Below are 22940 nucleotides of genomic sequence, written 5' to 3'. Positions count from 1 at the left end.
CTTATGTGAGGCTCGCGGCGGACTCCAGGGGGACTCTCACATCCGCTTCATCGGAAGCGGCGCAGCCGCAGGCTGTTCGTCACCACGAACACCGAGGAGAAGGCCATCGCCGCCCCCGCGATCATCGGGTTGAGCAGCCCCGCCGCGGCCAGCGGCAGCGCGGCCACGTTGTAGCCGAAGGCCCACACCAGGTTGCCCTTGATGGTGGCCAGCGTCCGCCGGGACAGCCGGATGGCGTCCGCGGCCACCCGCAGGTCGCCGCGCACCAGGGTCAGGTCGCCGGCCTCGATCGCCGCGTCCGTGCCGGTGCCCATGGCGAGACCCAGATCGGCGGTGGCGAGGGCGGCCGCGTCGTTGACGCCGTCGCCGACCATGGCCACGGTCCGCCCCTCGCGCTGGAGCCGCCGTACGACGTCCACCTTGTCCTCGGGCAGCACCTCGGCGAAGACGTTCCCGGCGTCGATGCCGACGCTCGACGCGACCGCCTCCGCGACCGTCCGGTTGTCCCCGGTGAGCAGCACCGGCGTGAGCCCCAGCGCGCGCAGCTCGCGCACCGCCTCGGCGCTGGTCTCCTTGACCGCGTCGGCGACCGCGAGGACACCGCGCGCCCGCCCGTCCCAGCCGGCCAGGACCGCCGTACGGCCCTCTTCCTCGGCCTGCCGGGCCGCCCGGGCCAGTTCCTCCGGCACCTCGTCGTAGAGCCGCCCCACGGCCACCTCACGGCCCTCCACGCGCCCGCGTACGCCGCGCCCGGGGACGTTCTCGAAGTTCTCGGCCTCGGGGAGCCTTCCGGTGCGCTCCTCGGCGCCCGCGGCGACGGCCCGGGCGACCGGGTGCTCGGAGGCGTGCTCCAGGGCGCCGGCGAGCCGCAGCAGCTCCTTCTCGTCCTCGCCCTCGGCGGCGTACACCGCCTGGAGGGTCATCCGGCCGGTGGTGACGGTGCCGGTCTTGTCCAGCACCACGGTGTCGACGCGGCGCGTGGACTCCAGCACCTCGGGGCCCTTGATGAGGATCCCCAGCTGGGCGCCGCGGCCGGTGCCGACCATGAGCGCGGTCGGCGTGGCGAGGCCGAGCGCGCAGGGGCAGGCGATGATCAGTACGGCGACGGCGGCCGTGAACGCGGCGACCGCGTCCCCGGTCACGCCGAGCCAGCCGCCGAAGGTGGCGACCGCGATGAGGATGACGACCGGGACGAAGACGGCGGAGACCCGGTCGGCGAGGCGCTGCACCTCGGCCTTGCCGTTCTGCGCGTCCTCGACCAGCCGGGCCATCCGGGCGAGCTGGGTGTCGGCGCCGACCCGGGCGGCCTCCACCACCAGCCGGCCGCCGGCGTTGACCGTGGCGCCGGTGACACGGTCGCCGGGGCCGACGTCCACCGGCACCGACTCGCCGGTCAGCATGGACGCGTCCACCGCGGAGACGCCCTCGACCACGGTGCCGTCGGTGGCGATCTTCTCTCCGGGCCGTACGACGAACCGGTCGCCCACGGCCAGCGCGGACACCGGCACCCGGACCTCGCGCCCGTCCCGCAGCACCGCCACGTCCTTGGCGCCCAGCTCCATCAGGGCCTTCAGGGCGGCTCCGGCGCGCCGCTTGGAGCGGGCCTCCAGAAAGCGGCCGAGCAGGATCAGCGCGACGACACCGGAGGCGACCTCCAGGTAGATCGTGGAGGCGCCGTCCATGCGCGAGACGGTGAGCCGGAACTCGTCGTGCATGCCGGGCATGCCCGCGTCACCGAAGAACAGCGCCCACAGCGACCAGCCGAACGCGGCCAGCGTGCCGACCGAGACCAGGGTGTCCATCGTCGCGGCGCCGTGCCGCAGGTTGGTCCAGGCGGCCCGGTGGAAGGGGGCGCCGCCCCAGACGACGACCGGCGCGGCGAGCGTCAGCGAGAGCCACTGCCAGTTGTCGAACTGGAGCGCGGGGATCATCGCGAGCAGCACGACCGGCGCGGCGAGCAGCGCGGAGACGAGCAGCCGCCGGCGCGCGTCGGCGAGTTCGGGGTCCTCCTCGGAGGTGCCCGGGGTCTCGGTGCCGGCTTCGGGTTCGGGTCGCGGTGGCGGGGGCTGCTCGGCGGTGTACCCGGTCTTCTCCACGGTGGCGATCAGGTCGGCGACCTGGACGTCACCGCCGTAGGAGACCTTGGCCTTCTCGGTGGCGAAGTTGACGGTGGCGCTGACGCCGTCCATCCGGTTGAGCTTCTTCTCCACCCGGGCGGCGCAGGAAGCGCAGGTCATGCCGCCGATGAGCAGTTCCACCTCGGAGGTGGGGGTGGTCTGCGCGGCGGTTTCCGCGGTGGTGCTGGTCATGTCCGGACTCCAGACATCGGACCGGGCCGTACGGATCCAGTATGAGCTGGTCGGCGCGGCCCGGTCGGGGAGTGAAAGGGGTGTTCGCGGGCCGTTCTCAGGCCTTGCCGGCCAGCTCGAAGCCGGCCTCGTCCACGGCGGCGCGCACGGCTGCGTCGTCCAGCGGGGCGGTGGAGACGACGGTCACCTCGCCGGTCGCCGCGACGGCCTTCACCGAGGTGACGCCGGAGATCTGGGAGATCTCCCCGGAGATGGACCCCTCGCAGTGGCCGCAGCTCATGCCGGTCACCTTGTAGACGGTGGTGACGGAGCCCGGGGTGTCGGTCTGGGCGCTCATTCGTTCTCCTCGTCGAGGCGTGTGGGACCGCTGGGACCTCTGGAGAGGTCCCCCTCGTCCCAAGAGTATACCCCTAGGGGGTATTCCTCGACGCTTCGCCGGGCCGCTCAGCCGGAGTACCCGCGAGCCGGTCGCCCACCAGCGGCTCCAGATAGCGGATCAGCACCTTCTTGATCTCCTGGACATAGGCGGCCCGCTCGGCGCCCTCGTGGACCAGGGCGAGTTCCAGGCCCGCCTTGTAGACGCCGAGGCAGACGTGCGCCGTGCGGGTGACGTCGGCCGCGGGCGCCTCGGGCAGGAGGGAGGCGAGCAGGCCCTCGATGCGGCCGATCAGGGTGGTGTGCAGCTGGTCGTGCGCCTCGGTGATCCCGCCGGGCAGGTCGGGGCCGTGCATCAGCGCGAAGAACACCGGGTGCTCGGTGTTGAAGGCGATGAACCGGTCCACCGCGGAGCCGATGGCCTCCTCCAGCGGGGTCGCCGGGTCGACGGGGGCCAGGGCCTCCCCGTAGGTGTCCCGCATCTCGTGCATGAGCCGGCTGCCCAGCTCCACCGCGATCGCTTCCTTGTTCGGGAAGAACTGGTAGAGCGTGCCCGGCGAGACGCCGGCCTCGCGGGCGATGGCGTTGGTGCTGGCGGCGGTGTAGCCCGTGGTGCAGAAGACCCGGGCGGCGGCTTCGAGCAGCTGTGCGATACGGCGCTCGCCCCGGGCCTGGCGGCGGCGCGGCTGCTCCTTGTCCGGGTTCTCCGGGGTGTCGACCGAGGTGTCGGGCACGCGTGATCCCCAGCTCTCCAGAAGGTCATTGACAAACGCGAGCGGTCACTCGCATTCTGGAGAAACGCGAGCGATCTCTCGTGTTTGCCAGTCTATGGCAACGGCTGATCCATGCTGCCGTGCTCGCACACGGCCACGCAGGTCACGGTGAAGGGGACACCGCACGATGACCGAAGTCAACACGCCACCGCGCGCCCGCCAGGCGCCACCCGGACCCGGCCGCTACACCCGGTTCGTCACCGCCCGGCCACGCCTGTCCCTGCTGGCCGCCCTGGTGCTCACCGTGCTCGCCGTGCTGGCCGGCAGCGGGGTCGCGGACCGGCTCGGCAGCGGCGGCTGGGAGGACCCGGCCGCCGAGTCGACCTACGCCACCAAGGCACTGGAGCGGGAGTTCCCCGCCTCCCAGCCCAACCTGCTGCTCCTGCTCGACGCGGGCCGCTCCTCGGTCGACGACCCGAAGGTGGCCGCCGAGGCCCGCACCCTGACCGGCCGGCTGGCGGCCGAGCGGGGCGTGACCGGCGTCGGCTCCTACTGGCAGAGCGGATCACCCGCCCTGCGCGCCGAGGACGGCCACGAGGCACTGATCGCCGCCCGCGTCACCGGCGACGAGAACGCGATGGCCCGGACCCTGGACCGCATCGCACCCCGCTACCGCGGCACCCACGGCCCGGTCCGGGTGCGGATCGGCGGCATCGTCGCGGTACGGCACGAGATGCAGACGGTCATCAAGGAGGACCTCGCCCGCGCCGAGCTGATCGCCCTGCCGATCACCCTGATCCTGCTCGTGATGGTCTTCGGCAGCGCCATCGCCGCCCTGCTGCCGCTGGGGATCGGCATCGTCGCCATCCTCGGCACCAACGCCGTGCTGCGCGGCCTGACCAGCATCACCGACGTCTCGGTCTTCGCGCTCAACCTCACCACGGCCCTCGGGCTCGGCCTCGCCATCGACTACGCCCTGTTCATCGTCCGGCGCTACCGGGAGGAACTCTCCACCGGCGCCGACCCGACGACCGCGGTCGGCACGACACTGCGCACCGCCGGCCGCACCGTGCTCTTCTCCGCCCTCACGGTCGCCGTCTCCCTGGCCGCCATGATGGTCTTCCCGCAGTACTTCCTGCGCTCCTTCGCCTACGCCGGCATCGCCGTGGTGCTGCTCGCCGCGGCCGCCGCCCTGATCCTGCTGCCGGCCGCGCTGGTCCTGCTCGGCCACCGGGTCAACTCGCTCGACCTGCGCCGATTGTTCAAGCGCAACCGGCAGCCGGGTTCCGGCGAGGGCGCCGGCTGGGCCCGCGCGGCGGCCCTCGTGATGCGCCGCGCCCCGCTCTTCGCGCTCGGCACCACCGTGCTGCTGGTGACGCTCGGACTGCCCTTCCTCGGGGTGCGGTTCGGCACCGCCGACGACCGCCAGCTGCCGTCGACCGCCGAGTCCCATGTGGTCCAGCAGCACCTGCGCGAAGGCTTCCCCGGCAGCCCCGGCGGCGGCCTGGAGGTCCTCGCCGAGGGCGGCGCCACCCGCGCCCAGTACGCCGCCTACCAGGAGCGACTGGCCCGGCTGCCCGAGGCCACCCGCGTCGACGGGCCGCTGGTCAAGGGCGATTCCGCCTACTTCACCGTGCAGCCGAAGGGCGAGGCCGTGGGCGACGCGGCCCAGCGCCTGGTCGGCGAGGTGCGTGCGCTGCCCGCCCCCTTCACCACCCACGTCACCGGCACCGCGGCCGTCCTGGTCGACACCAAGCACGCGATAGCGGCACGCCTGCCCTGGGCCGCCGTGTTCATCGCGGTCGTCACCCTGCTGCTGGTCTTCCTGCTCACCGGAAGCGTGCTCATACCCGTGCAGGCCGTGGTGCTCAACGCGCTCAGCCTGACGGCCATGTTCGGCGCGGTGGTCTGGGTCTTCCAGGACGGCCATCTCTCCGGCCCGCTCGGCTTCACCAGCTCCGGCTCCATCGAGACCACCCTGCCCGTGCTGATGTTCTGCGTGGCCTTCGGCCTCTCCATGGACTACGGCGTCTTCCTGCTCTCCCGCATCAAGGAGGAGTACGACCGCACGGGCGACCACGAGTCGGCCGTGCGCCACGGACTGAGGCGCACGGGCGGGCTGATCACCGCGGCGGCGGTCATCCTCGCGGTGGTGATGGTGGCCATCGGCACCTCCCGGGTCACCAACACCAAGATGCTCGGCCTCGGCATCGCCCTGGCGGTCCTCATGGACGCCATGGTCGTCCGCAGCCTCCTGGTCCCGGCCGTCATGCGCCTCACCGGCCGCGCCACCTGGTGGGCACCCCCGGCGCTGCGCCGCCTCCACGACCGCTTCGGGGTGAGCGAGGGTGACTCCGCGCCGCCGCCGGACGAGGCACCCCAAGAGGCCGCGGGGAGCGGTACGACCAGCCGCGACGCTCGCGAACTGACCCCCCGCGCCGGAGGCCCCCGGACCCTCTAACCTTCGCGGCAGGCCCCCCGAAAGGAGCACACCCCGATGCGCGCAGTCGTCTTCGACCGCTACGGCGAGCAGCCCGAGGTACGGCAGGTACCCGACCCGGAACCCGCCGCTCACGGAGTGGTCGTCCGCGTGGAGGCCACCGGCCTCTGCCGCAGCGACTGGCACGGCTGGATGGGCCACGACCCGGACATCACCCTCCCGCACGTACCCGGTCACGAACTGGCCGGTGTCGTCGAGGCGGTGGGCGGGCGGGTGACCGGATGGCGCCCCGGCGACCGGGTCACCGTGCCGTTCGTCTGCGCCTGCGGCACCTGCCCGGCCTGCGCCGCCGGTGACCAGCAGGTGTGCGAGCGGCAGACCCAGCCCGGCTTCCACCACTGGGGCTCCTTCGCCGAGTACGTCGCACTGGACCACGCCGACGTCAACCTGGTCGCCCTCCCCGACGACATGGCCTACGGCACGGCCGCCGCGCTCGGCTGCCGGTTCGCCACCGCCTTCCGCGCGGTGGTGCAGCAGGGCCGGGTCGCGGCGGGGGAGTGGGTCGCGGTGCACGGCTGCGGCGGGGTCGGACTGTCCGCCGTGATGATCGCGGCGGCCGCGGGCGCGCGGGTGATCGCCGTCGACATAGCGCCCGGCGCGCTGGAGCTGGCGCGGACGTTCGGGGCGGCCCAGTGCGTGGACGCCACCGGCGTGGCCGATCCGGCCGCCGCCGTCCGGGAGCTGACCGGCGGCGGCGCCCATCTCTCCCTGGACGCCCTGGGATCACCGGTCACCTGTGCCGCCTCGGTCGCCTCCCTGCGCCGCCGCGGCCGGCATGTCCAGGTCGGTCTGCTGCCCTCGGCCGACGGCACCACCCCGGTCCCGATGGCCCGCGCCATAGCCCTGGAACTCGAACTCCTCGGCAGCCACGGCATGGCCGCCCACGGCTACCCCGGCATGCTCGACCTGGTCCGCACCGGGGTGCTGCGCCCGGACCTCCTGGTGACCTCCGCGATCCCCCTCGACGCGGCCCCGGCAGCCCTCGCGACGATGGACACCACCCCGGCCCCCGGCGTGACGGTCATCGAACCCTGGCGCCGCAACTAGCCAATGGCATGCTCGGGGTGGCCCCGGTGGGCCGCCCATTCCGGGGCGAGGACGGCCATCATCACCTCGTCCACCCACTCGCCGTCGCGCAGCGCGAACTCGCGGCGCACGCCCTCGGTCACGAAGCCGACCTTCTCGTAGACGCGGCGGGCCCGGGTGTTGTGGGCGTAGACCTCCAGCTGGACCCGGTGCAGGCCGAGCTGTTCGAAGGCGTGGCCGACGATGAGCCGGGTGGCCTCGGTACCCACGCCCCGGCCCCGGCCGCGCGGCCCGAGCAGGGTGCGGAAGGTGCAGCTGCGGCTGTGCCGGTCCACCTCGTACAGCACGACCTCGCCGAGCAGCTCGCCCGTCGCGGCATCGGTGACCGCGAGGTCGAGCCGGTCGGGCCGGGCACTGGACGTGGCGTACCAGGAGCGCACCATGTCCAGGGTCAGCTCGGTGGACGGCTCGTAGGTGAAGCGGAGCACCTCGGGGTCGCCGATGATCTCCCACATCGCGTCGGCGTCGTCCGCCGTGAAGGGGCGCAGCACGGCCCGCTCGCCGGTGAGCACGGGTTTGACGGTGAAGTCCATGATCAGCACTGTGCCCCACACGGAGGTGGGGCACGAAGGGGTTTTCCGCGGCTGCTTTCCGGCCGGTCTCAGTCGCGGCGGCGGTTGCCCGGGCGGGAGGCGACCCAGGCGCGGACGGTGTCGTCGTACCAGTAGGGCTTGCCGCCCTCCACATGGTCGGGCGGGGGGAGCAGTCCATGCTTGCGGTAGGACCGCACGGTGTCCGGCTGCACCCGGATGTGCGCCGCGATCTCCTTGTAGGACCAGAGCCTTCGGTCGGTCATGAGTTGCACCTCCCTGCGCGCGCCACGGCGGCGGCCGGGGACGGTCGTCGGGGGAGCCGGGCGCTGCGCTGGCGATCACCAGCCTGCGCCGGGTGAACGACGCAGAGTGATCAGGAGGAAGGGGCTGTAGGGCGGGTGTGACACAGGACCGGCGTTCACGCGACACCTGTGACACGAACGCGGCATTTGTGACACGAGGTAGTCCGAATGTCCGGACAAAACATTGACAGGGCTCGGCGCCGCGGACTACAACACCGGGGAGAGTCGTGACGAAGGGAAGCCGATGGCGTACGACCTGATCACCATGGGGCGGATCGGAGTGGACCTCTATCCGCTGCAAACCGGTGTGCCGCTCGCCCAGGTGTCGTCCTTCGGCAAGTTCCTCGGCGGGTCGGCGACCAATGTCGCGGTCGCCGCGGCCCGCCTCGGCCGGCGCACCGCCGTCATCACCCGCACCGGCGACGACCCGTTCGGCGCGTATCTGCACGAGGCGCTGCGCGGCTTCGGCGTCGACGACCGCTGGGTCACACCGGTCCCCGGGCTGCCGACCCCGGTCACCTTCTGCGAGGTCTTCCCGCCCGACGACTTCCCGCTCTACTTCTACCGGCAGCCCAAGGCGCCCGACCTCGAGATCGACGCCCACGAGCTGGACCTGGACGCGGTCCGGGAGGCCCGGATCTTCTGGGTCACCGGCACCGGCCTGAGCGAGGAGCCCAGCCGTACGGCGACCCTCGCGGCCCTCGCCCACCGGGCCAAGTCGGGGACCACGGTCTTCGACCTCGACTGGCGGCCCATGTTCTGGCAGGACCCGGACACCGCCCGCCCCTTCTACGCCGAGGCGCTGAAGCACACCACCGTCGCCGTGGGGAACCTGGACGAGGTGGAGGTCGCCACCGGGGAGCGCGAGCCGCACGCGGCCGCCCGCGCGCTGCTGGACGCGGGCGTCGAGATCGCCGTCGTCAAACAAGGGCCCAAGGGCGTCCTCGCCGTCAGCGGTTCGGGCGAGTCCGCCGAGGTTCCGCCGCTGCCCGTCACCGTCCTCAACGGACTCGGCGCCGGGGACGCCTTCGGCGGCTCCCTCTGCCACGGGCTGCTCGCCGGCTGGGACCTGGAGACGGTCATGCGGCACGCCAACGCGGCCGGCGCCATCGTCGCCTCCCGCCTGGAGTGCTCCTCGGCGATGCCCACCCCGGACGAGGTGGCCGCCGCGCTCGCCGCCGGAGCGGTCCGATGAGGGCCGGCCGGGTCGCGGGCACGCACACCGAGGGCGGCTCCGGAACCGCACCCGAAGGCCTCGCCGGACCCCGCCCCGGCTCCGGCCGCCCCCGCGTCGACATCGCCGAGCTGGTCCGGGTCCGTACCCACCACCCCGAGGCGATCGCCGAGGCCGCGGCCCGCCGGGCCCGCCGCCCGCTGCTGAACGGCGACGGACGGCTGATGATCATCGCCGCCGACCACCCGGCCCGCGGCGCGCTCGGCGTCGGCGACCGCAGGCTCGCCATGGCCAACCGCGCCGACCTGCTGGAGCGGCTGTGCCTGGCGCTGTCCCGGCCCGGGGTGGACGGGGTGCTCGCCACCGCCGACATCCTGGACGACCTGCTCCTGCTCGGCGCCCTCGACCACAAGGTGGTCATGGGATCCATGAACCGCGGCGGACTCCAGGGCGCCAGCTTCGAGCTGGACGACCGGTTCACCGGCCACCGGCCCGAGGACATCCGGCGCCTCGGCTTCGACGCCGGCAAGCTGCTGCTGCGCATCGACTACGACGACCCCGGCTCCCTGACCACGCTGGAGTCCACCGCCCGCGTCATCGACGAGATGGCCGCGCGCCGGCTGCCGGTCTTCGTGGAGCCGTTCATCAGCCGCCGCACCCCCGAGGGACGGCTGCGCAACGACCTGTCCGCCGAGGCCGTCACCCGCTCCATCGCCATCGCCTCCGGTCTCGGCGGCTCCTCCGCCTACACCTGGCTGAAGGTGCCGGTCACCGAGGACCCCGACGAGATGGCCCGGGTGATGGAGACCTCCACGCTGCCCGCCGTCCTCCTCGGCGGCGACATCGGCGACTCCCCCGAGGACCAGGTTGCCGCGTACGCGAAATGGCGCGACGCGCTGCGCCTGCCCACCGTGCGCGGCCTGGTCGTCGGCCGCTCGCTGCTGTACCCGGCGGACGGCGACGTGGCCGCCGCCGTGGACACCGCCGTAGGACTGCTGTGAGGGCCGCATGACCAGCACGACCACCGACCTGCACCTGGCCACGGGCACCACCGCGACCGGGCGGTACGCCGTCGACATCCGTCCCGAGCGGGCCGGCTGGACGTACAGCAGCCTGCGCGTCGTGGAGTTGACACCGGGCGGTACGCATACGTTCACCACCGGGGACAGCGAATGGATCGTGCTTCCGCTGGAAGGCGCATGTACCGTACAAATTGAGACTGCGTCAACTGAGCAGGCCGAGTTCCAACTCCTGGGCCGGGACAGCGTGTTCGCGTCGGTCTCCGACTTCGCGTACGCACCCCGGGACGCCCAGGTCCTGATCGCCTCCGGCGCGGGAGGCCGCTTCGCCCTGGCAGGAGCGAAGTGCGAGCGACGACTCCCCGCCCGCTACGGCCCCGCGCCGGAGGTCCCCGTCGAACAGCGCGGCAGCGGCGGCTGCGCCCGCCAGGTGCGCGGCTTCGCCGCGGCCGACGCCTTCGACTGCGACCGGCTCATCGCCGTCGAGGTGATCACCCCGGGCGGCAACTGGTCCTCGTACCCGCCGCACAAGCACGACGAGCACCGGCCGGGCGAGGAGTCCGAGCTGGAGGAGATCTACTACTTCGAGATCGCCGGCCCGAACGGTCTGGGGTACCAGCGCGTGTCCCCCTCGCGGCAGGGCGGCGCCGACCTCCTCGCCGAGGTCCGCTCCGGCGACGCCGTACTCGTCCCCGACGGCTGGCACGGCCCGTCCATCGCCCAGCCCGGGCACGACATGTACTACCTGAACGTCATGGCGGGTCCGGGGGAGACCCGGGAGTGGCGGATCTGCTTCCACCCGGACCACACGGAGGGGTACCGATGACGATCCGGCTGACCGTCGCACAAGCGCTGGTCCGATTCCTCGCCGCCCAGTACACCGAACGCGACGGCGCCCGGCAGCGGCTGATCGGCGCCACCTGGGGCATCTTCGGCCACGGCAATGTCGCCGGGCTCGGCCAGGCCCTGGTCGAGTACGCCGACGTCATGCCGTACCACCAGGGCCGCAACGAGCAGTCCATGGTGCACGCGGCGGTCGGCTACGCCCGCCAGTCGAACCGGCTGTCCGCCCACGCGGTGACGACCTCGATCGGCCCCGGCGCCACCAACCTGGTCACCGGCGCCGCCCTGGCCACCGTCAACCACCTCCCGGTCCTGCTGCTGCCCGGCGACGTCTTCGCCACCCGCCCCGCCGACCCCGTCCTCCAGCAGCTGGAGGTGTCCTACGCGGGTGACGTGTCCGTCAACGACACACTGCGCCCGGTGTCGCGGTACTTCGACCGCGTCACCCGCCCGGAGGCCCTGATCCCGGCCGCCCTCCAGGCCATGCGAGTGCTCAGCGACCCCGTGGAGACCGGCGCCGTCACCCTCGCCCTGCCGCAGGACGTCCAGGCGGAGGCGTACGACTGGCCGGAAGAGTTCTTCGCCGAGCGGGTGTGGACCGTACGGCGCCCGGGCGCGGACCCCACCGAGCTGGCGGAGGCCGTGGCCGCGATCCGCGCGGCGCGCCGGCCCCTGCTGATCGCGGGCGGCGGGGTCCACCACAGCCGCGCCGAGGACGCCCTCGCCGAGTTCGCCGCCGCCACCGGCATCCCCGTCGCCTCCACCCAGGCCGGCAAGGGCTCGCTGCGCCACGACCATCCGCAGGACGTCGGCGGCATCGGCCACACCGGCACCGCCACCGCCGACGAGCTGGCCCGCACCGCGGACCTGGTGATCGGCGTCGGCACCCGCTACACCGACTTCACCACCGCCTCCGGCACCCTGTTCGAGAACCCGGACGTCCGCTTCCTCAACCTCAACATCGCGCCCTTCGACGGCCACAAGCTGGCCGCGCACCCGCTGATCGCCGACGCCCGCAGCGGCCTGGGCGAGCTGACCGAGGCGCTGGAGCTGCACGGCCACCGGGTCGCCGACGCCTACGCCGCCGAGTACACGGAGGACAAGGAGCGCTGGGAGCAGCGCGTCGACGCCTGCTTCGAGGCCGACGAGATCGACGTACGGCCGACCCAGCCGCAGGTCCTCGGGGCGCTGGACGCCCTGGTGGACGAGTCGGACATCATCATCAACGCGGCCGGTTCGCTCCCCGGCGACCTGCACAAGCTGTGGCGGGCGCGGTCCTCGGACCAGTACCACCTGGAGTACGGCTACTCCTGCATGGGCTACGAGATCCCGGCCGCCATCGGGGTGAAGCTCGCCGCGCCGGAGCGGCAGGTGTGGGCGCTGGTCGGCGACGGTACCTATCTGATGATGCCGACCGAGATCGTGACCGCCGTGCAGGAGGGCATCGCGATCAAGATGCTGCTGGTGCAGAACCACGGCTACGCCTCGATCGGCGGACTGTCGGAGTCGGTGGGCGGCGAGCGGTTCGGCACCGCCTACCGCTTCCCGACCGAGGAGGGCACCTACACGGGCGCCCCGCTCCCCGTCGACCTCGCCGCCAACGCGGCCAGCCTGGGCATGCGGGTGCTGCGCGCCAGGACCGTGCGGGAGCTGCGCGAGGCGCTCGCCGAGGCGCGGGCCGCCGACACTCCCACATGTGTCTACGTGGAGACCGAAACGTCCGACACAGTGTCGGGCGCGCCTCCGGCCCAGGCCTGGTGGGATGTTCCCGTGGCCGAGACCGCGACCCGACCGTCGGCGGTCAAGGCACGTGAGCTGTACGAACGGCACGTCTCGACCCGACGCCGCCATCTGTAAGAAGGAGTCTCTGGGCATGACGAAGATCGTCAACCACTGGATCGGCGGCAAGACCGTCGAAGGCGCGTCGGGCACGTACGGGCCGGTCACCGACCCGGCCACCGGCGCGGTCACCACGAAGGTCGCGTTCGCGTCGGTGGAGGAGGTGGACACGGCCGTCGCGGCGGCCAAGGACGCCTTCACCACCTGGGGCCGGTCCTCGCTGGCCCAGCGCACCACCATCCTGTTCCGGTTCCGCGCGCTGCTGGACGCCCACCGCGACGAGATCGCCGAGCTGATCACCGCCGAGCACGGCAAGGTGCACTCGGACGCGCTCGGCGAGGTCGCGCGCGGCCTGGAGATCGTGGACCTGGCCTGCGGCATCAACGTCCAGCTGAAGGGCGAGCTGTCCACGCAGGTGGCCGGCGGGGTCGACGTGGCCGCGATCCGCCAGCCGCTCGGTGTCGTCGCGGGCATCACGCCGTTCAACTTCCCGGCGATGGTCCCGATGTGGATGTTCCCGATCGCCATCGCGTGCGGCAACACCTTCGTGCTCAAGCCGAGCGAGAAGGACCCCTCGGCCTCGGTCCGGATCGCCGAGCTGCTGAGCGAGGCCGGTCTGCCGGACGGCGTCTTCAACGTCGTGCACGGCGACAAGGTGGCCGTCGACCGGCTGCTGGAGCACCCGGACGTCAAGGCGGTCTCCTTCGTCGGCTCGACCCCGATCGCCCGCTACATCCACACCACCGCCTCGGCCAACGGCAAGCGCGTGCAGGCGCTCGGCGGCGCCAAGAACCACATGCTGGTGCTGCCGGACGCCGACCTGGACGCGGCCGCGGACGCCGCCGTCTCGGCCGCCTACGGCTCCGCGGGCGAGCGCTGCATGGCGATCTCGGCCGTGGTCGCGGTCGGCGCGATCGGCGACACGCTGGTGGAGAAGATCCGCGAGCGCGCCGAGAAGATCAAGATCGGTCCGGGCAACGACCCGGCGTCCGAGATGGGCCCGCTGATCACCAAGGCGCACCGCGACAAGGTGGCGTCGTACGTCTCCGGTGCCGCCGCGGAGGGCGCCGAGGTCGTGCTCGACGGCACCGGCTACACCGTCGAGGGCTTCGAGGACGGCCACTGGATCGGCATCTCCCTCCTGGACCGGGTGCCGACCACCGCCCGGGCCTACCAGGACGAGATCTTCGGCCCGGTGCTGTGCGTGCTGCGCGCGGACACCTACGAGGAGGGCGTCGCCCTCATCAACGCCTCGCCGTTCGGCAACGGCACCGCGATCTTCACCCGGGACGGCGGCGCGGCCCGCCGCTTCCAGCTGGAGATCGAGGCCGGCATGGTCGGTGTGAACGTGCCGATCCCGGTCCCCGTCGGCTACCACTCCTTCGGCGGCTGGAAGGACTCCCTCTTCGGCGACCACCACATCTACGGCAACGACGGCACGCACTTCTACACCCGCGGCAAGGTCGTCACCACCCGCTGGCCCGACCCGGCCGACGCCCCGGCGGGCGTGGACCTGGGCTTCCCGCGCAACCACTGACCCCCTCGGAGCCCTCTGCGGGACCCTTGTCAGGCCGTCCGGATACCGGACGGCCTGACATTTTTTTGAAACCTTCGCTGCGGTTCTCGTGTCGTGGGGATGAATCGGGTGACGAAGGAGTTAAGAGCAAATGATCATGGAAAGCAAGGTCACCATCCGATAGAGCTTGATGGATGGGTCAACAGGCTTCCGCAGCCTGCGAAAGTGATACGGCCTCGGCTCTTCCGCAACTGCGGATTCCGAAGGTAAACGGCCATTGACGTGGCGGTTTTCGTCGGGGTTCTCTATGCACGCCGGGAGCGGACGAAAAGCACGTACGACGATCCGCCGGAGGCGATAGCGCTCCCGTCCCCACCCTCACCGCTCAAGTGATCGGAAACCGCCGCATGACCGACACGCTCCAGAAGACCGTGGAAGACACCGCCACAGCCTCCTCCCCCGGGCTGAAGCGGTCCATCGGTGTCGTCGGCGGCACCCTGCTGACGCTGTCCTGCGTCACGCCCGCCTCCACGCTCTTCGTGATCGTGCCCGACCTGTTCTCCAGTCTGGGCACGGCGACGGCGCTGTGCATCGCCATCGGCGCGCTGCTCTGTATCCCCGTGGCCTTCTGCTACTCGGAGCTGGGCACCCTCATCCCCAGCGCGGGCGGCGAGTACGCCATCGTCTCCACCCTGGCCGGGCGGCTCGCCGGCTGGCTGGCCTTCGTGATGTCGCTGCTCGTCGTGATGATCGTCCCTCCGGTCATCGCGATGGGCACCGCCGACTACCTCGCCCCGGTCATCCACCTCGACCCGTCCTGGACGGGCGCCGGCGTGATGATCGCCGCCACCCTCGCCGGCCTGCTGGACCTGCGCGCCAACGCCTGGATCACCGGCATCTTCCTGGTCCTGGAGGTCGTCGCCGCCGGTCTCGTGGCGGTGCTCGGCTTCGCCCACCCGCACCGCGGGGTGAGCAGCCTGGGCACGCTCCAGGTCGCCGGCGACCACGCGCACGTCGACCCCGTCACCGCGATGATGGTCGTCTCCGGCCTCGCCATCGCCCTCTTCGTCACCCAGGGCTTCTCCACCGCCGTCTACCTCTCCGAGGAGCTGGAGAACCCGCGCCGCAACGTCGCCCGTACCGTCCTCGCCACCCTCGTCATCTCCAGCGTGGTCATCCTGGTGCCGGTCGCCGCCATCACCCTCGGCGCCGGGGACCTGAAGACCCTGACCGGCGGCGACATCAGCAGCATGGTCATCGCCTGGAGCAACTCGGCCGTCGGCACCTTCGTCAGCCTGTGCGTCGCCCTCGCGATCATCAACGCGGGCATCGTCATGGTCATCCAGAACTCCCGCGTGCTGTTCGCCTCGGCCCGCGACCGCGCCTGGCCGAAGCCCGTGAACACCGCCCTCGGCAAGCTCGGCCGGTCCGGCTCCCCGTGGGTCGCCACCCTCCTCGTCGGCGTCCCCGGCGCGTTCCTCTGCTTCGTCAACCTCGACACCCTCTACGGCGTCACCGGCGTCGCCGTCACCGGCCTCTACCTGCTGGTGGCCGTCGCCGCGCTGCTCGCCCGGCGCGGCGCGCACGGCGCCAAGCAGGCCTGGCGGATGCCGCTGTGGCCGGCCATGCCGGTCCTGCTGATCGCGGTCCTCCTCTACATCCTGGTCGAGCAGGACCCCTCCTACCTGGCCTGGACCGGCGGCATCACCGCCGTCGCCACCCTGTACTGGGCCTTCTACCTCCGCCCGCGCCGCGCGACCCGCTGGCTGGTCTCCCTGCCCGAGGACGTCCGGGCCGAGGAGGAGCTGGCCGCGGCCTGAGCCGCCGTACCACGCCTGGTGTACGCCGGACCCACCCGTCCTCCTGCGGGAGGGCCCGGCGTTCAGCCCTGAGGCTCACCGGTTGTCAGTGGCGCCCCGTACCGTTGAGCCATGGATCTTCGCAGGCTCTCCCCGCGAGGGCTGCTCAAGAGGCCGCGCCGGTTCCTCGCCGGCGCGGCCGCCGTCGTGGTGCTGGCCGGCGCCGGCACCTGGACGGCCGCCGCGTCCGGCGACACGCCCCCGGTCCACCGGACCGACCAGGTCATGGCGGTCGACGGGGTCCGCCTGGACACCTCGTACTTCACCCCGGCCGACGCCGGCCGGCACCCGGCCGTCCTCCTCGCCCACGGCTTCGGCGGCAGCAAGGACGACCTGCGGCAGCAGGCCGAGGACCTCACCCGGCACGGATACGCGGTGCTGACCTGGTCCGCGCGCGGCTTCGGCGGATCCACCGGCCGAATCGGCCTCAACGACCCGAAGGGCGAGGTCGCCGACGTCTCCCGGCTCCTCGACTGGCTGGCGAAGCGGCCCGAGGTCCAGCTCGACCAGCCCGGCGACCCCCGCGTCGGCCTGGCCGGCGGCTCCTACGGCGGCGCGGTCTCCCTGCTCGCCGCGGCCTACGACCACCGGGTGGACGCCATCGCCCCGGCCGTCACCTACTGGAACCTCGCCGACGCCCTGTTCCCGAACGGCGTGTTCAAGAAGCTGTGGGCCGGCATCTTCGTCAACACCGGCGGCGGCTGCGCCCGCTTCGAACCCGCCCTGTGCCGGATGTACGACCGGGTCGCCGAGTCCGGCACCCCCGACCCGGCCGCCCGCGCACTCCTCCAGGAGCGCTCGCCCTCGGCCGTCGCCGACCGCATCAAGGTGCCCACCCTGCTGGTGCAGGGCCAGACGGACTCGCTGTTCCCGCTCGGCCAGGCCGACGCCGCCGCCCGGGCGATCCGGGCCAACGGCGCCCCCGTGGCCGTCGACTGGATCGCCGGCGGCCACGACGGCGGCGACCTGGAGACCGGCCGGATCCAGACCCGGGTGCGCACCTGGTTCGACCGGTACCTGCGCGGCGAGCAGCCGGACACCGGCCCGGCGTTCCGGATCAGCCGCACCGGAGGCGTCAACTCCACCGACGGCACCGCGCAGCTGCGCGGCGCCACCGCCGGGAGCTACCCCGGCCTGCGCGACCACCCGCGCGCCATCGCCCTGACCGGCTCCGCCCAGCGCATCACCAACCCGGCCGGCGCCACCCCGCCCGGCGTCTCCGCGCTGCCCGGCCTCGGCGGCTCCGGCGGCCTCGCCCAGCTGTCCGCGCTCGGCGTCGGCGTCTCCCTCGACTTCCCCGGCCAGTACGCGCGGTTCGACTCGGCCCCCCTCACCCGCGACCTCCAGATCACCGGCACCCCCACCGCCCGCATCCACGTCACCTCCAGCACCGGCGACGCCGTCCTGTTCGGCAAGGTCTACGACGTCGGCCCCGGCGGCACCCAGCAGGTGCTCCCCGCCCAGCTCGTCGCCCCGCTCCGGGTGACCGGCGCCAAGGCGGGCCAGGACGTCACCGTCACCCTCCCGGCCATCGACCACCAGGTGCAGAAGGGCCACCGGCTCCGCCTGGTCCTCGCCTCCACCGACCTCGGCTACGCCTCCCCGGCCGCCCCGGCCACCTACACCGTCTCCCTCAAGGGAGACCTGAGCGTGCCGACGGCCCCGGCCGTGACCACCGCCGCCGCACCCCTGCCCGCCTGGGTCTGGTGGCTGCCCCTGGCCGGGGCCCTCGCCGCCCTCGCCCTGCTGCTCACCGCCCGCCGCCGTACGAACGCCCCCGCCCCCGACCCGGACCTCGCCGAGGTGCCCCTCGTCATCAGCGGCCTCACCAAGCGCTACGCCCGCTCCACCGACAGATACGCCGTCCGCGAGCTGTCCTTCCGCGTGGAGAAGGGCCAGGTCCTCGGCCTGCTCGGGCCCAACGGGGCGGGCAAGACCACCACCCTGCGCATGCTGATGGGCCTGATCACCCCGGACGACGGCGAGATCCGCGTCTTCGGGCACGCCGTCCGGCCCGGCGCACAGGTCCTCTCCCGCGTCGGCGCCTTCGTGGAGGGCGCGGGCTTCCTGCCGCACCTGTCCGGCCGGGAGAACCTGGAGCTGTACTGGCGGGCCACCGGCCGCCCGCCCGAGGACGCCCACCTGGACGAGGCGCTGGAGATCGCCGGCCTCGGCGACGCCCTCGCCCGTGCGGTGCGCACCTACTCGCAGGGCATGCGCCAGCGCCTCGCCATCGCCCAGGCCATGCTCGGCCTGCCCGACCTGCTCATCCTCGACGAACCCACCAACGGTCTCGACCCGCCCCAGATCCGCGAGATGCGCGAGGTGATGATCCGCTACGCGGCCGGCGGCCGTACGGTCATCGTCTCCAGCCATCTCCTCGCCGAGGTCGAGCAGTCCTGCACCCACCTGGTGGTGATGGACCGCGGCCGGCTCGTCCAGGCAGGCCCCGTCCGGGAGATCATCGGCTCCGGCGACACCCTCCTCGTCGGCACCGGTACCCCGGTCCCGGAACCGGTCGCGGAGAAGGTGGCCGCGCTGCCCGGCGTCGCCTCGGCCGTGCGCACCGACGACGGACTGCTGGTCCGGCTCGAACCCGGCGGCACCGCCGAGCAGCTCGTCGTGGAGCTGGTCCGGCTGGAGGTGCCCGTCGCCTCGGTCGGCCCGCACCGCCGCCTCGAAGACGCCTTCCTCACCCTGATCGGAGGTTCCGCATGAGCACGCTCACCGAGGCCGCCTCCGGCTACCGGGCGGGCCGCACCCTGCCCCTGCGGGTGGAGCTGGCCCGGCAGCTGAAGCGGCGCCGCACCCTGGTCATGGGGGCGATCCTCACCGCCCTGCCGTTCGTGCTGCTCATCGCCTTTGCCATCGGCGGGAACCCGTCGAGCAGGAACAACCAGATCACCCTGATGGACACGGCCACCGCGTCCGGCGCCAACTTCGCCGCGGTCAACCTGTTCGTCTCGGCCGGCTTCCTCCTCGTCATCCCCGTCGCCCTGTTCTGCGGGGACACGGTCGCCTCCGAGGCGAGCTGGTCCTCGCTGCGCTATCTGCTCGCCGCACCCGTGCCCCGGGCCCGGCTGCTGTGGTCCAAGCTGGCCGTCGCCCTCGGGCTGAGCCTCGCCGCGATGGTGCTGCTCCCGGTCGTGGCGCTCGCGGCCGGCACGGCCGCCTACGGCTGGGGGCCGTTGCAGATCCCCACCGGCGGCGCGCTCGACACCGGTACGGCGGCACAGCGCCTGGCGGTCGTGGTGGCGTACGTCTTCGTGTCCCAACTGGTCACCGCCGGGCTGGCGTTCTGGCTGTCGACCAGGACGGACGCCCCGCTCGGCGCGGTCGGCGGCGCCGTCGGCCTGACCATCGTCGGCAATGTCCTGGACGCCGTCACCGCCCTCGGCCACTGGCGCGACTTCCTGCCCGCGCACTGGCAGTTCGCCTGGGCCGACATCGTCCAGCCGCACCCCGAGTGGTCCGGCATGGCCCAGGGCGCGGCGGTCTCCGTGACCTACGCGGTGGTCCTGTTCGCCCTGGCCTTCAGAGGATTCGCCCGCAAGGACATCGTCTCCTAGGGCCTCGCGCGGGGGGCCGTACACGACGAAACGGCGGGCCACCGGAAACCGGTGACCCGCCGTCGCGGTGCGCTTGCTCAGCCGTTGCCGGCGCCGTTGCCGGACAGGGCCGAGATGTCGTCCAGGATGTGCGACAGCGGCTCGTCGCCCTTGGCCTGGGTCGAGTTCTCGGTGCACTGCTGGTTCTGCGGCGAGGACAGGATCGGGATGTCCTGGACGCCGACGTTGATCAGGGCGATCAGCGACTGGACGTTGACCTTCGCCGGGAGGCCGATGCACGGCTTGTTCAGCGAACCCTGGACCAGCGAGAGCTGCGGGCTCATGTCGCCGAAGGTGGCCGAGTTGCCGAACGACGACTTGGCGCCGTTGCCGCTGAACGACGTGGTGCCGTGGTCGTCACCGATGGCAAGGGCCTGAGGGGCCGCCGCCCCGGCGAGGCCGGCGATGGAGGCGGCTACAGCCGCGGTTGCCCACAGCTTCTTCATGTTCGTTCCCTTTCGAAAGGCGGACTCCGGGGAGGAGCTGCGTGATCGTCAACTGCCCGGGCCACGCCGGGGTTGCGCTATATGCCCCGATCGGCCCAGCGCAGTCCGATGAGTGCACGAGCGCCCCGCGCCGGAAAGCCCGGAAAACGCGGACGGGCCGCCGAGGAGATCGGCGGCCCGTCGACGGCCCGTGCGGGGCCCTGGGTGGCTCAGTGGTTGGCCGTGCCGTTGCCGGCCAGGACCGAGATGTCGTCCAGGATGTGCGACAGCGGCTCGTCGCCCTTGGCCTGGGTCGAGTTCTCGGTGCACTGCTGGTTCTGCGGCGAGGACAGGATCGGGATGTCCTGCACGCCGACGTTGACCAGGGCGAGGATCGACTGGGCGTTCAGCTTCGCCGGCAGGCCGATGCACGGCTTGTTGAAGGAGCCCTGGATGAGCGCCATCTGCGGGCTCATGTTGCCGTAGGTCGCGGAGTTGCCGAACGCCTGGGAAGCGCCGTTGCCGCTGAAAGAGGTGGTGCCGTGGTCGTTGCCGATGGCCAGGGCCGGCGACGCGACGGCGGCAGAGGCGCCTACAGCGGCGGCGGCGACCGCGGCGGAGGCCAGAACCTTCTTGATCACTTGTCATTCCCTTCTGAAGTAACCCCGTCCACCGGAGCAACCTGGGTCAACCGCAGATCGCATCAAAGGGTTGCTGGTGTTCACTCCGATGGCCCAATGCGGGTCTGAATGGGTGATGCCCCGCAACCAATTCCCGTGGGTTCGGTTGATGCGGGGGCAGGAAGATGCGTCTTGGCGTGGAGCCAGGAAAGGATTTGCGAAATGCTGAAGAAGGCAATGGCCGCGGCGGCGGTCGCCGCGTCCTTCGTCGGTGTGTCGGCGGCGGCAGCCCCCCAGGCGCTTGCCATCGGCAACGACCACGGCACCACGTCGTTCAGCGGCAACGGTGCCCACGAGGCGTTCGGCAACAACGTGACCAAGGGCAACCTGAGCCCGCAGGCCACGCTGGTCCAGAGCTCGCTCAACAAGCTCTGTGTCGGCCTGCCGGCGAAGGTCAACGTCCAGTCGGTTCTCGCTCTGCTCAACATCGGCGTGCAGGACATCCCGATCCTGTCCTCGCCGCAGTACCAGGAGTGCACCGAGAACTCGACCCAGGCCAAGGACGACGAGGCGCTGTCGCACATCCTGGACGACATCTCGGTCCTGGCGGGCAACGGCGCGGGCAACCACTGAGCCGTGTCCCCCGGGCGGCCGCCCGGACGGCGTGCCGGTGTTCGCACCGCACCGCCGCCCGGGCGGCCGCCGTCGTTCGTTCGTCGTTCCTGTAGAAGAAGCGTTTCTCTGCCGAACCGTCAATTCCTTGAGGGCATTCGAGTGAATTACGGGGCGACGCGCGTTCCAGAGTTTCCTCCGCTGTCTATCCCTCGTTTTACAGCCTGCCGGTCATGGTGCGAGCCGTTGAAGCTGTGCTCGCTCGGTTTCGGCCGTCAATTAGGCATGGCCGCGGAGAAGGGAAATCTCATGAAGAAGAGCGTTGCTGTCGTCGCCGGCGCAATCCTGGCCCTGGGCGGGGCCGCCCCCGCCTTCGCCGACGCCGGTGCCGAGGGCGCCGCCGTCGGTTCCCCGGGTGTCCTGTCGGGCAACGTGGTCCAGATTCCGATCCACGTGCCGATCAACGTCTGCGGCAACAGCATCAACGTCATCGGCCTGCTGAACCCGGCCTTCGGCAACACCTGCGTGAACGACTGAGGTTCGTCGCCCCACGCACCACCAGCCCACCGGCTGCGTTCTGGCCGGCCTTGGACCGTCGATCTGTCGATTCTTCGTTCCGGGGCCGGCCTTCCCACATCTTCGAGCAGGAAGACAACGAGATTGCGACAGACCCTCAGCAAGGGCATGGTCGTGGCCGCCGCCGCGACCGGCGTGCTGTCGTTGTACGGCGGCAGCGTCGCGCTCGCCGACTCCCACGCGCACGGCGTGGCCCAGGGTTCGCCCGGCGTGCTGTCCGGCAACAACGTCCAGGTCCCGGTGAACGTCCCGGTCAACGTCTGCGGCAACTCCGTGGACGCGGCCGCTGCGCTGAACCCGGCGTTCGGCAACTCCTGTGTCAACGGGCACGGTTCGTCCGCGCACGGTGGCAGTCCGCACAGTGACGTACCGGGCGACGACGGCCCGGGCTACGGCGACTCCGACGACTACGGGCCCCCGTACGGCGGCCACGAGTCCACCCCGCCCGGCTACGGCGGCGGTGACCACACCACCCAGCCTCCGTACGGCGGCGGTGACCACACCACCACGCCTCCCTATGGCGGCGGTGACCACACCACCCAGCCTCCCTATGGCGGCGGTGACCACACCACCCAGCCTCCCTACGGCGGCGGTGAGACCACGCCCCCCGGCGGCGGCCACAGCACCCCTCCCTACGGCGGCGGCGAGACCACCCCGCCCGGCGGCGGTCACTCCACGCCCCCCGGCGGCAGCCACTCCACGCCCCCGGGTGGTGGCCACAGCACGCCTCCCTACGGCGGCGGTGAGACCACGCCTCCCGGCGGCGGTCACTCGACTCCCCCCTACGGCGGGGGCGAGACCACGCCTCCGTACGGCGGTGGGGAAACCACGCCTCCCTACGGTGGCGGCGAGACCACTCCCCCCTACGGCGGGGGCGAGACCACTCCCGGGAAGCCGCCCACCCTCCCGCACACCGGCAGTGACGTCCGGGCCATGATGGGGGTCTCGGCCGCCAGTGCCCTGCTGATCGGGGCCGGTGCGGTCCTGTACCGCCGAGGCCGGTCGGCGGCGCAGCACCGGTAGCGTGCCGG

Annotated in this window: 20 protein-coding genes; 13 read left to right on the top strand and 7 right to left on the bottom strand. The window is 72.2% G+C overall.

The genetic code is table 11. The features are described from left to right. Positions 1-47: 47 nt before the first annotated feature. The 3 genes from ACZ5CZ_RS05015 to ACZ5CZ_RS05005 form a co-directional block, all read right to left on the bottom strand. Positions 48-2309, bottom strand: coding sequence for a heavy metal translocating P-type ATPase (locus ACZ5CZ_RS05015; protein ID WP_468939256.1), 2262 nt, complete (start codon positions 2307-2309; stop codon positions 48-50). A 97-nt stretch (positions 2310-2406) separates the two neighbouring features. Then, a complete protein-coding gene (locus ACZ5CZ_RS05010) occupies positions 2407-2646 on the bottom strand; it encodes a heavy-metal-associated domain-containing protein (protein ID WP_468939253.1) in 240 nt (79 codons plus the stop codon). A 73-nt stretch (positions 2647-2719) separates the two neighbouring features. Beyond that, the gene (locus ACZ5CZ_RS05005) at positions 2720-3418 is read right to left on the bottom strand and encodes a TetR/AcrR family transcriptional regulator (protein ID WP_385843831.1); all 699 of its coding nucleotides are present in this window, start codon (positions 3416-3418) and stop codon (positions 2720-2722) included. Positions 3419-3584: 166 nt separating this feature from the next. Here ACZ5CZ_RS05005 and ACZ5CZ_RS05000 point away from each other — a divergent pair, with 166 nt between their 5' ends. Beyond that, positions 3585-5858: an MMPL family transporter gene (locus tag ACZ5CZ_RS05000; protein WP_468939250.1), complete on the top strand. Its 2274-nt coding sequence runs from the start codon at positions 3585-3587 to the stop codon at positions 5856-5858. A 36-nt stretch (positions 5859-5894) separates the two neighbouring features. Further along, positions 5895-6944, top strand: coding sequence for a zinc-dependent alcohol dehydrogenase family protein (locus ACZ5CZ_RS04995; RefSeq protein WP_468939247.1), 1050 nt, complete (start codon positions 5895-5897; stop codon positions 6942-6944). Here ACZ5CZ_RS04995 and ACZ5CZ_RS04990 read toward each other — a convergent pair. After that, positions 6941-7516, bottom strand: coding sequence for a GNAT family N-acetyltransferase (locus ACZ5CZ_RS04990; RefSeq protein WP_385843834.1), 576 nt, complete (start codon positions 7514-7516; stop codon positions 6941-6943). The genes ACZ5CZ_RS04995 and ACZ5CZ_RS04990 overlap by 4 nt on opposite strands. Before the next feature lie 68 nt (positions 7517-7584). Beyond that, entirely contained in the window at positions 7585-7779 is a 195-nt protein-coding gene (locus ACZ5CZ_RS04985; RefSeq protein WP_385843835.1) for a helix-turn-helix transcriptional regulator, read from the bottom strand. 283 nt (positions 7780-8062) lie between these two features. Between ACZ5CZ_RS04985 and iolC the strand changes: the two genes are divergently transcribed. The 8 genes from iolC to ACZ5CZ_RS04945 all read left to right on the top strand — a co-directional run bounded on the left by iolC (position 8063) and on the right by ACZ5CZ_RS04945 (position 19637). Next, a complete protein-coding gene (iolC, locus tag ACZ5CZ_RS04980; protein ID WP_385843837.1) occupies positions 8063-9013 on the top strand; it encodes a 5-dehydro-2-deoxygluconokinase in 951 nt (316 codons plus the stop codon). Positions 9014-9114: 101 nt separating this feature from the next. Next, entirely contained in the window at positions 9115-9993 is an 879-nt protein-coding gene (locus tag ACZ5CZ_RS04975) for a Cgl0159 family (beta/alpha)8-fold protein (protein ID WP_468939604.1), read from the top strand. Positions 9994-10000: 7 nt separating this feature from the next. After that, entirely contained in the window at positions 10001-10837 is an 837-nt protein-coding gene (gene iolB, locus ACZ5CZ_RS04970; RefSeq protein WP_385843839.1) for a 5-deoxy-glucuronate isomerase, read from the top strand. Then, positions 10834-12711 (top strand): 3D-(3,5/4)-trihydroxycyclohexane-1,2-dione acylhydrolase (decyclizing), encoded by a 1878-nt coding sequence (gene iolD, locus ACZ5CZ_RS04965; RefSeq protein ID WP_385843841.1) that lies wholly within the window; start codon positions 10834-10836, stop codon positions 12709-12711. Before iolB ends, iolD begins: the two co-directional genes overlap by 4 nt. A 16-nt stretch (positions 12712-12727) precedes the next feature. Next, positions 12728-14230: a CoA-acylating methylmalonate-semialdehyde dehydrogenase gene (gene mmsA, locus ACZ5CZ_RS04960; RefSeq protein ID WP_468939241.1), complete on the top strand. Its 1503-nt coding sequence runs from the start codon at positions 12728-12730 to the stop codon at positions 14228-14230. 386 nt (positions 14231-14616) lie between these two features. Continuing rightward, positions 14617-16029, top strand: a complete 1413-nt coding sequence (locus ACZ5CZ_RS04955; protein ID WP_385843843.1) for an APC family permease — start codon at positions 14617-14619, stop codon at positions 16027-16029. Between the two features lie 111 nt (positions 16030-16140). Beyond that, on the top strand, positions 16141-18786 hold the full coding sequence (locus ACZ5CZ_RS04950; RefSeq protein ID WP_468939238.1) for an alpha/beta fold hydrolase: 2646 nt from the start codon (positions 16141-16143) through the stop codon (positions 18784-18786). Continuing rightward, complete coding sequence (locus ACZ5CZ_RS04945; RefSeq protein WP_385843846.1) at positions 18783-19637, top strand: ABC transporter permease; 855 nt, start codon at positions 18783-18785, stop codon at positions 19635-19637. Before ACZ5CZ_RS04950 ends, ACZ5CZ_RS04945 begins: the two co-directional genes overlap by 4 nt. Before the next feature lie 77 nt (positions 19638-19714). Here the strand turns inward: ACZ5CZ_RS04945 and ACZ5CZ_RS04940 are convergent, their stop codons facing one another. Both ACZ5CZ_RS04940 and ACZ5CZ_RS04935 read right to left on the bottom strand, forming a co-directional pair. Beyond that, positions 19715-20122 carry a rodlin gene (locus ACZ5CZ_RS04940; protein ID WP_385843847.1) on the bottom strand — a complete coding sequence of 136 codons (408 nt, stop codon included), beginning with the start codon at positions 20120-20122 and terminating at the stop codon, positions 19715-19717. Positions 20123-20331: 209 nt separating this feature from the next. Then, the gene (locus tag ACZ5CZ_RS04935; RefSeq protein WP_387053864.1) at positions 20332-20742 is read right to left on the bottom strand and encodes a rodlin; all 411 of its coding nucleotides are present in this window, start codon (positions 20740-20742) and stop codon (positions 20332-20334) included. Positions 20743-20943: 201 nt separating this feature from the next. Here ACZ5CZ_RS04935 and ACZ5CZ_RS04930 point away from each other — a divergent pair, with 201 nt between their 5' ends. From ACZ5CZ_RS04930 to ACZ5CZ_RS04920, 3 genes are all read left to right on the top strand, one after another. Then, positions 20944-21354: a rodlin gene (locus ACZ5CZ_RS04930; RefSeq protein WP_385847537.1), complete on the top strand. Its 411-nt coding sequence runs from the start codon at positions 20944-20946 to the stop codon at positions 21352-21354. A 288-nt stretch (positions 21355-21642) separates the two neighbouring features. Continuing rightward, positions 21643-21870, top strand: a complete 228-nt coding sequence (gene chpD, locus ACZ5CZ_RS04925; protein ID WP_385847544.1) for a chaplin ChpD — start codon at positions 21643-21645, stop codon at positions 21868-21870. Positions 21871-21993: 123 nt separating this feature from the next. Then, a complete protein-coding gene (locus ACZ5CZ_RS04920) occupies positions 21994-22932 on the top strand; it encodes a chaplin family protein (RefSeq protein WP_468939232.1) in 939 nt (312 codons plus the stop codon). The last annotated feature ends 8 nt before the right edge of the window (positions 22933-22940 follow it).

This window comes from Streptomyces sp. NPDC031418 (genome assembly GCF_055581605.1).
Note: the sequence above shows the minus strand (reverse complement) of the source record. Positions and strands in the feature narration are given on the sequence as shown.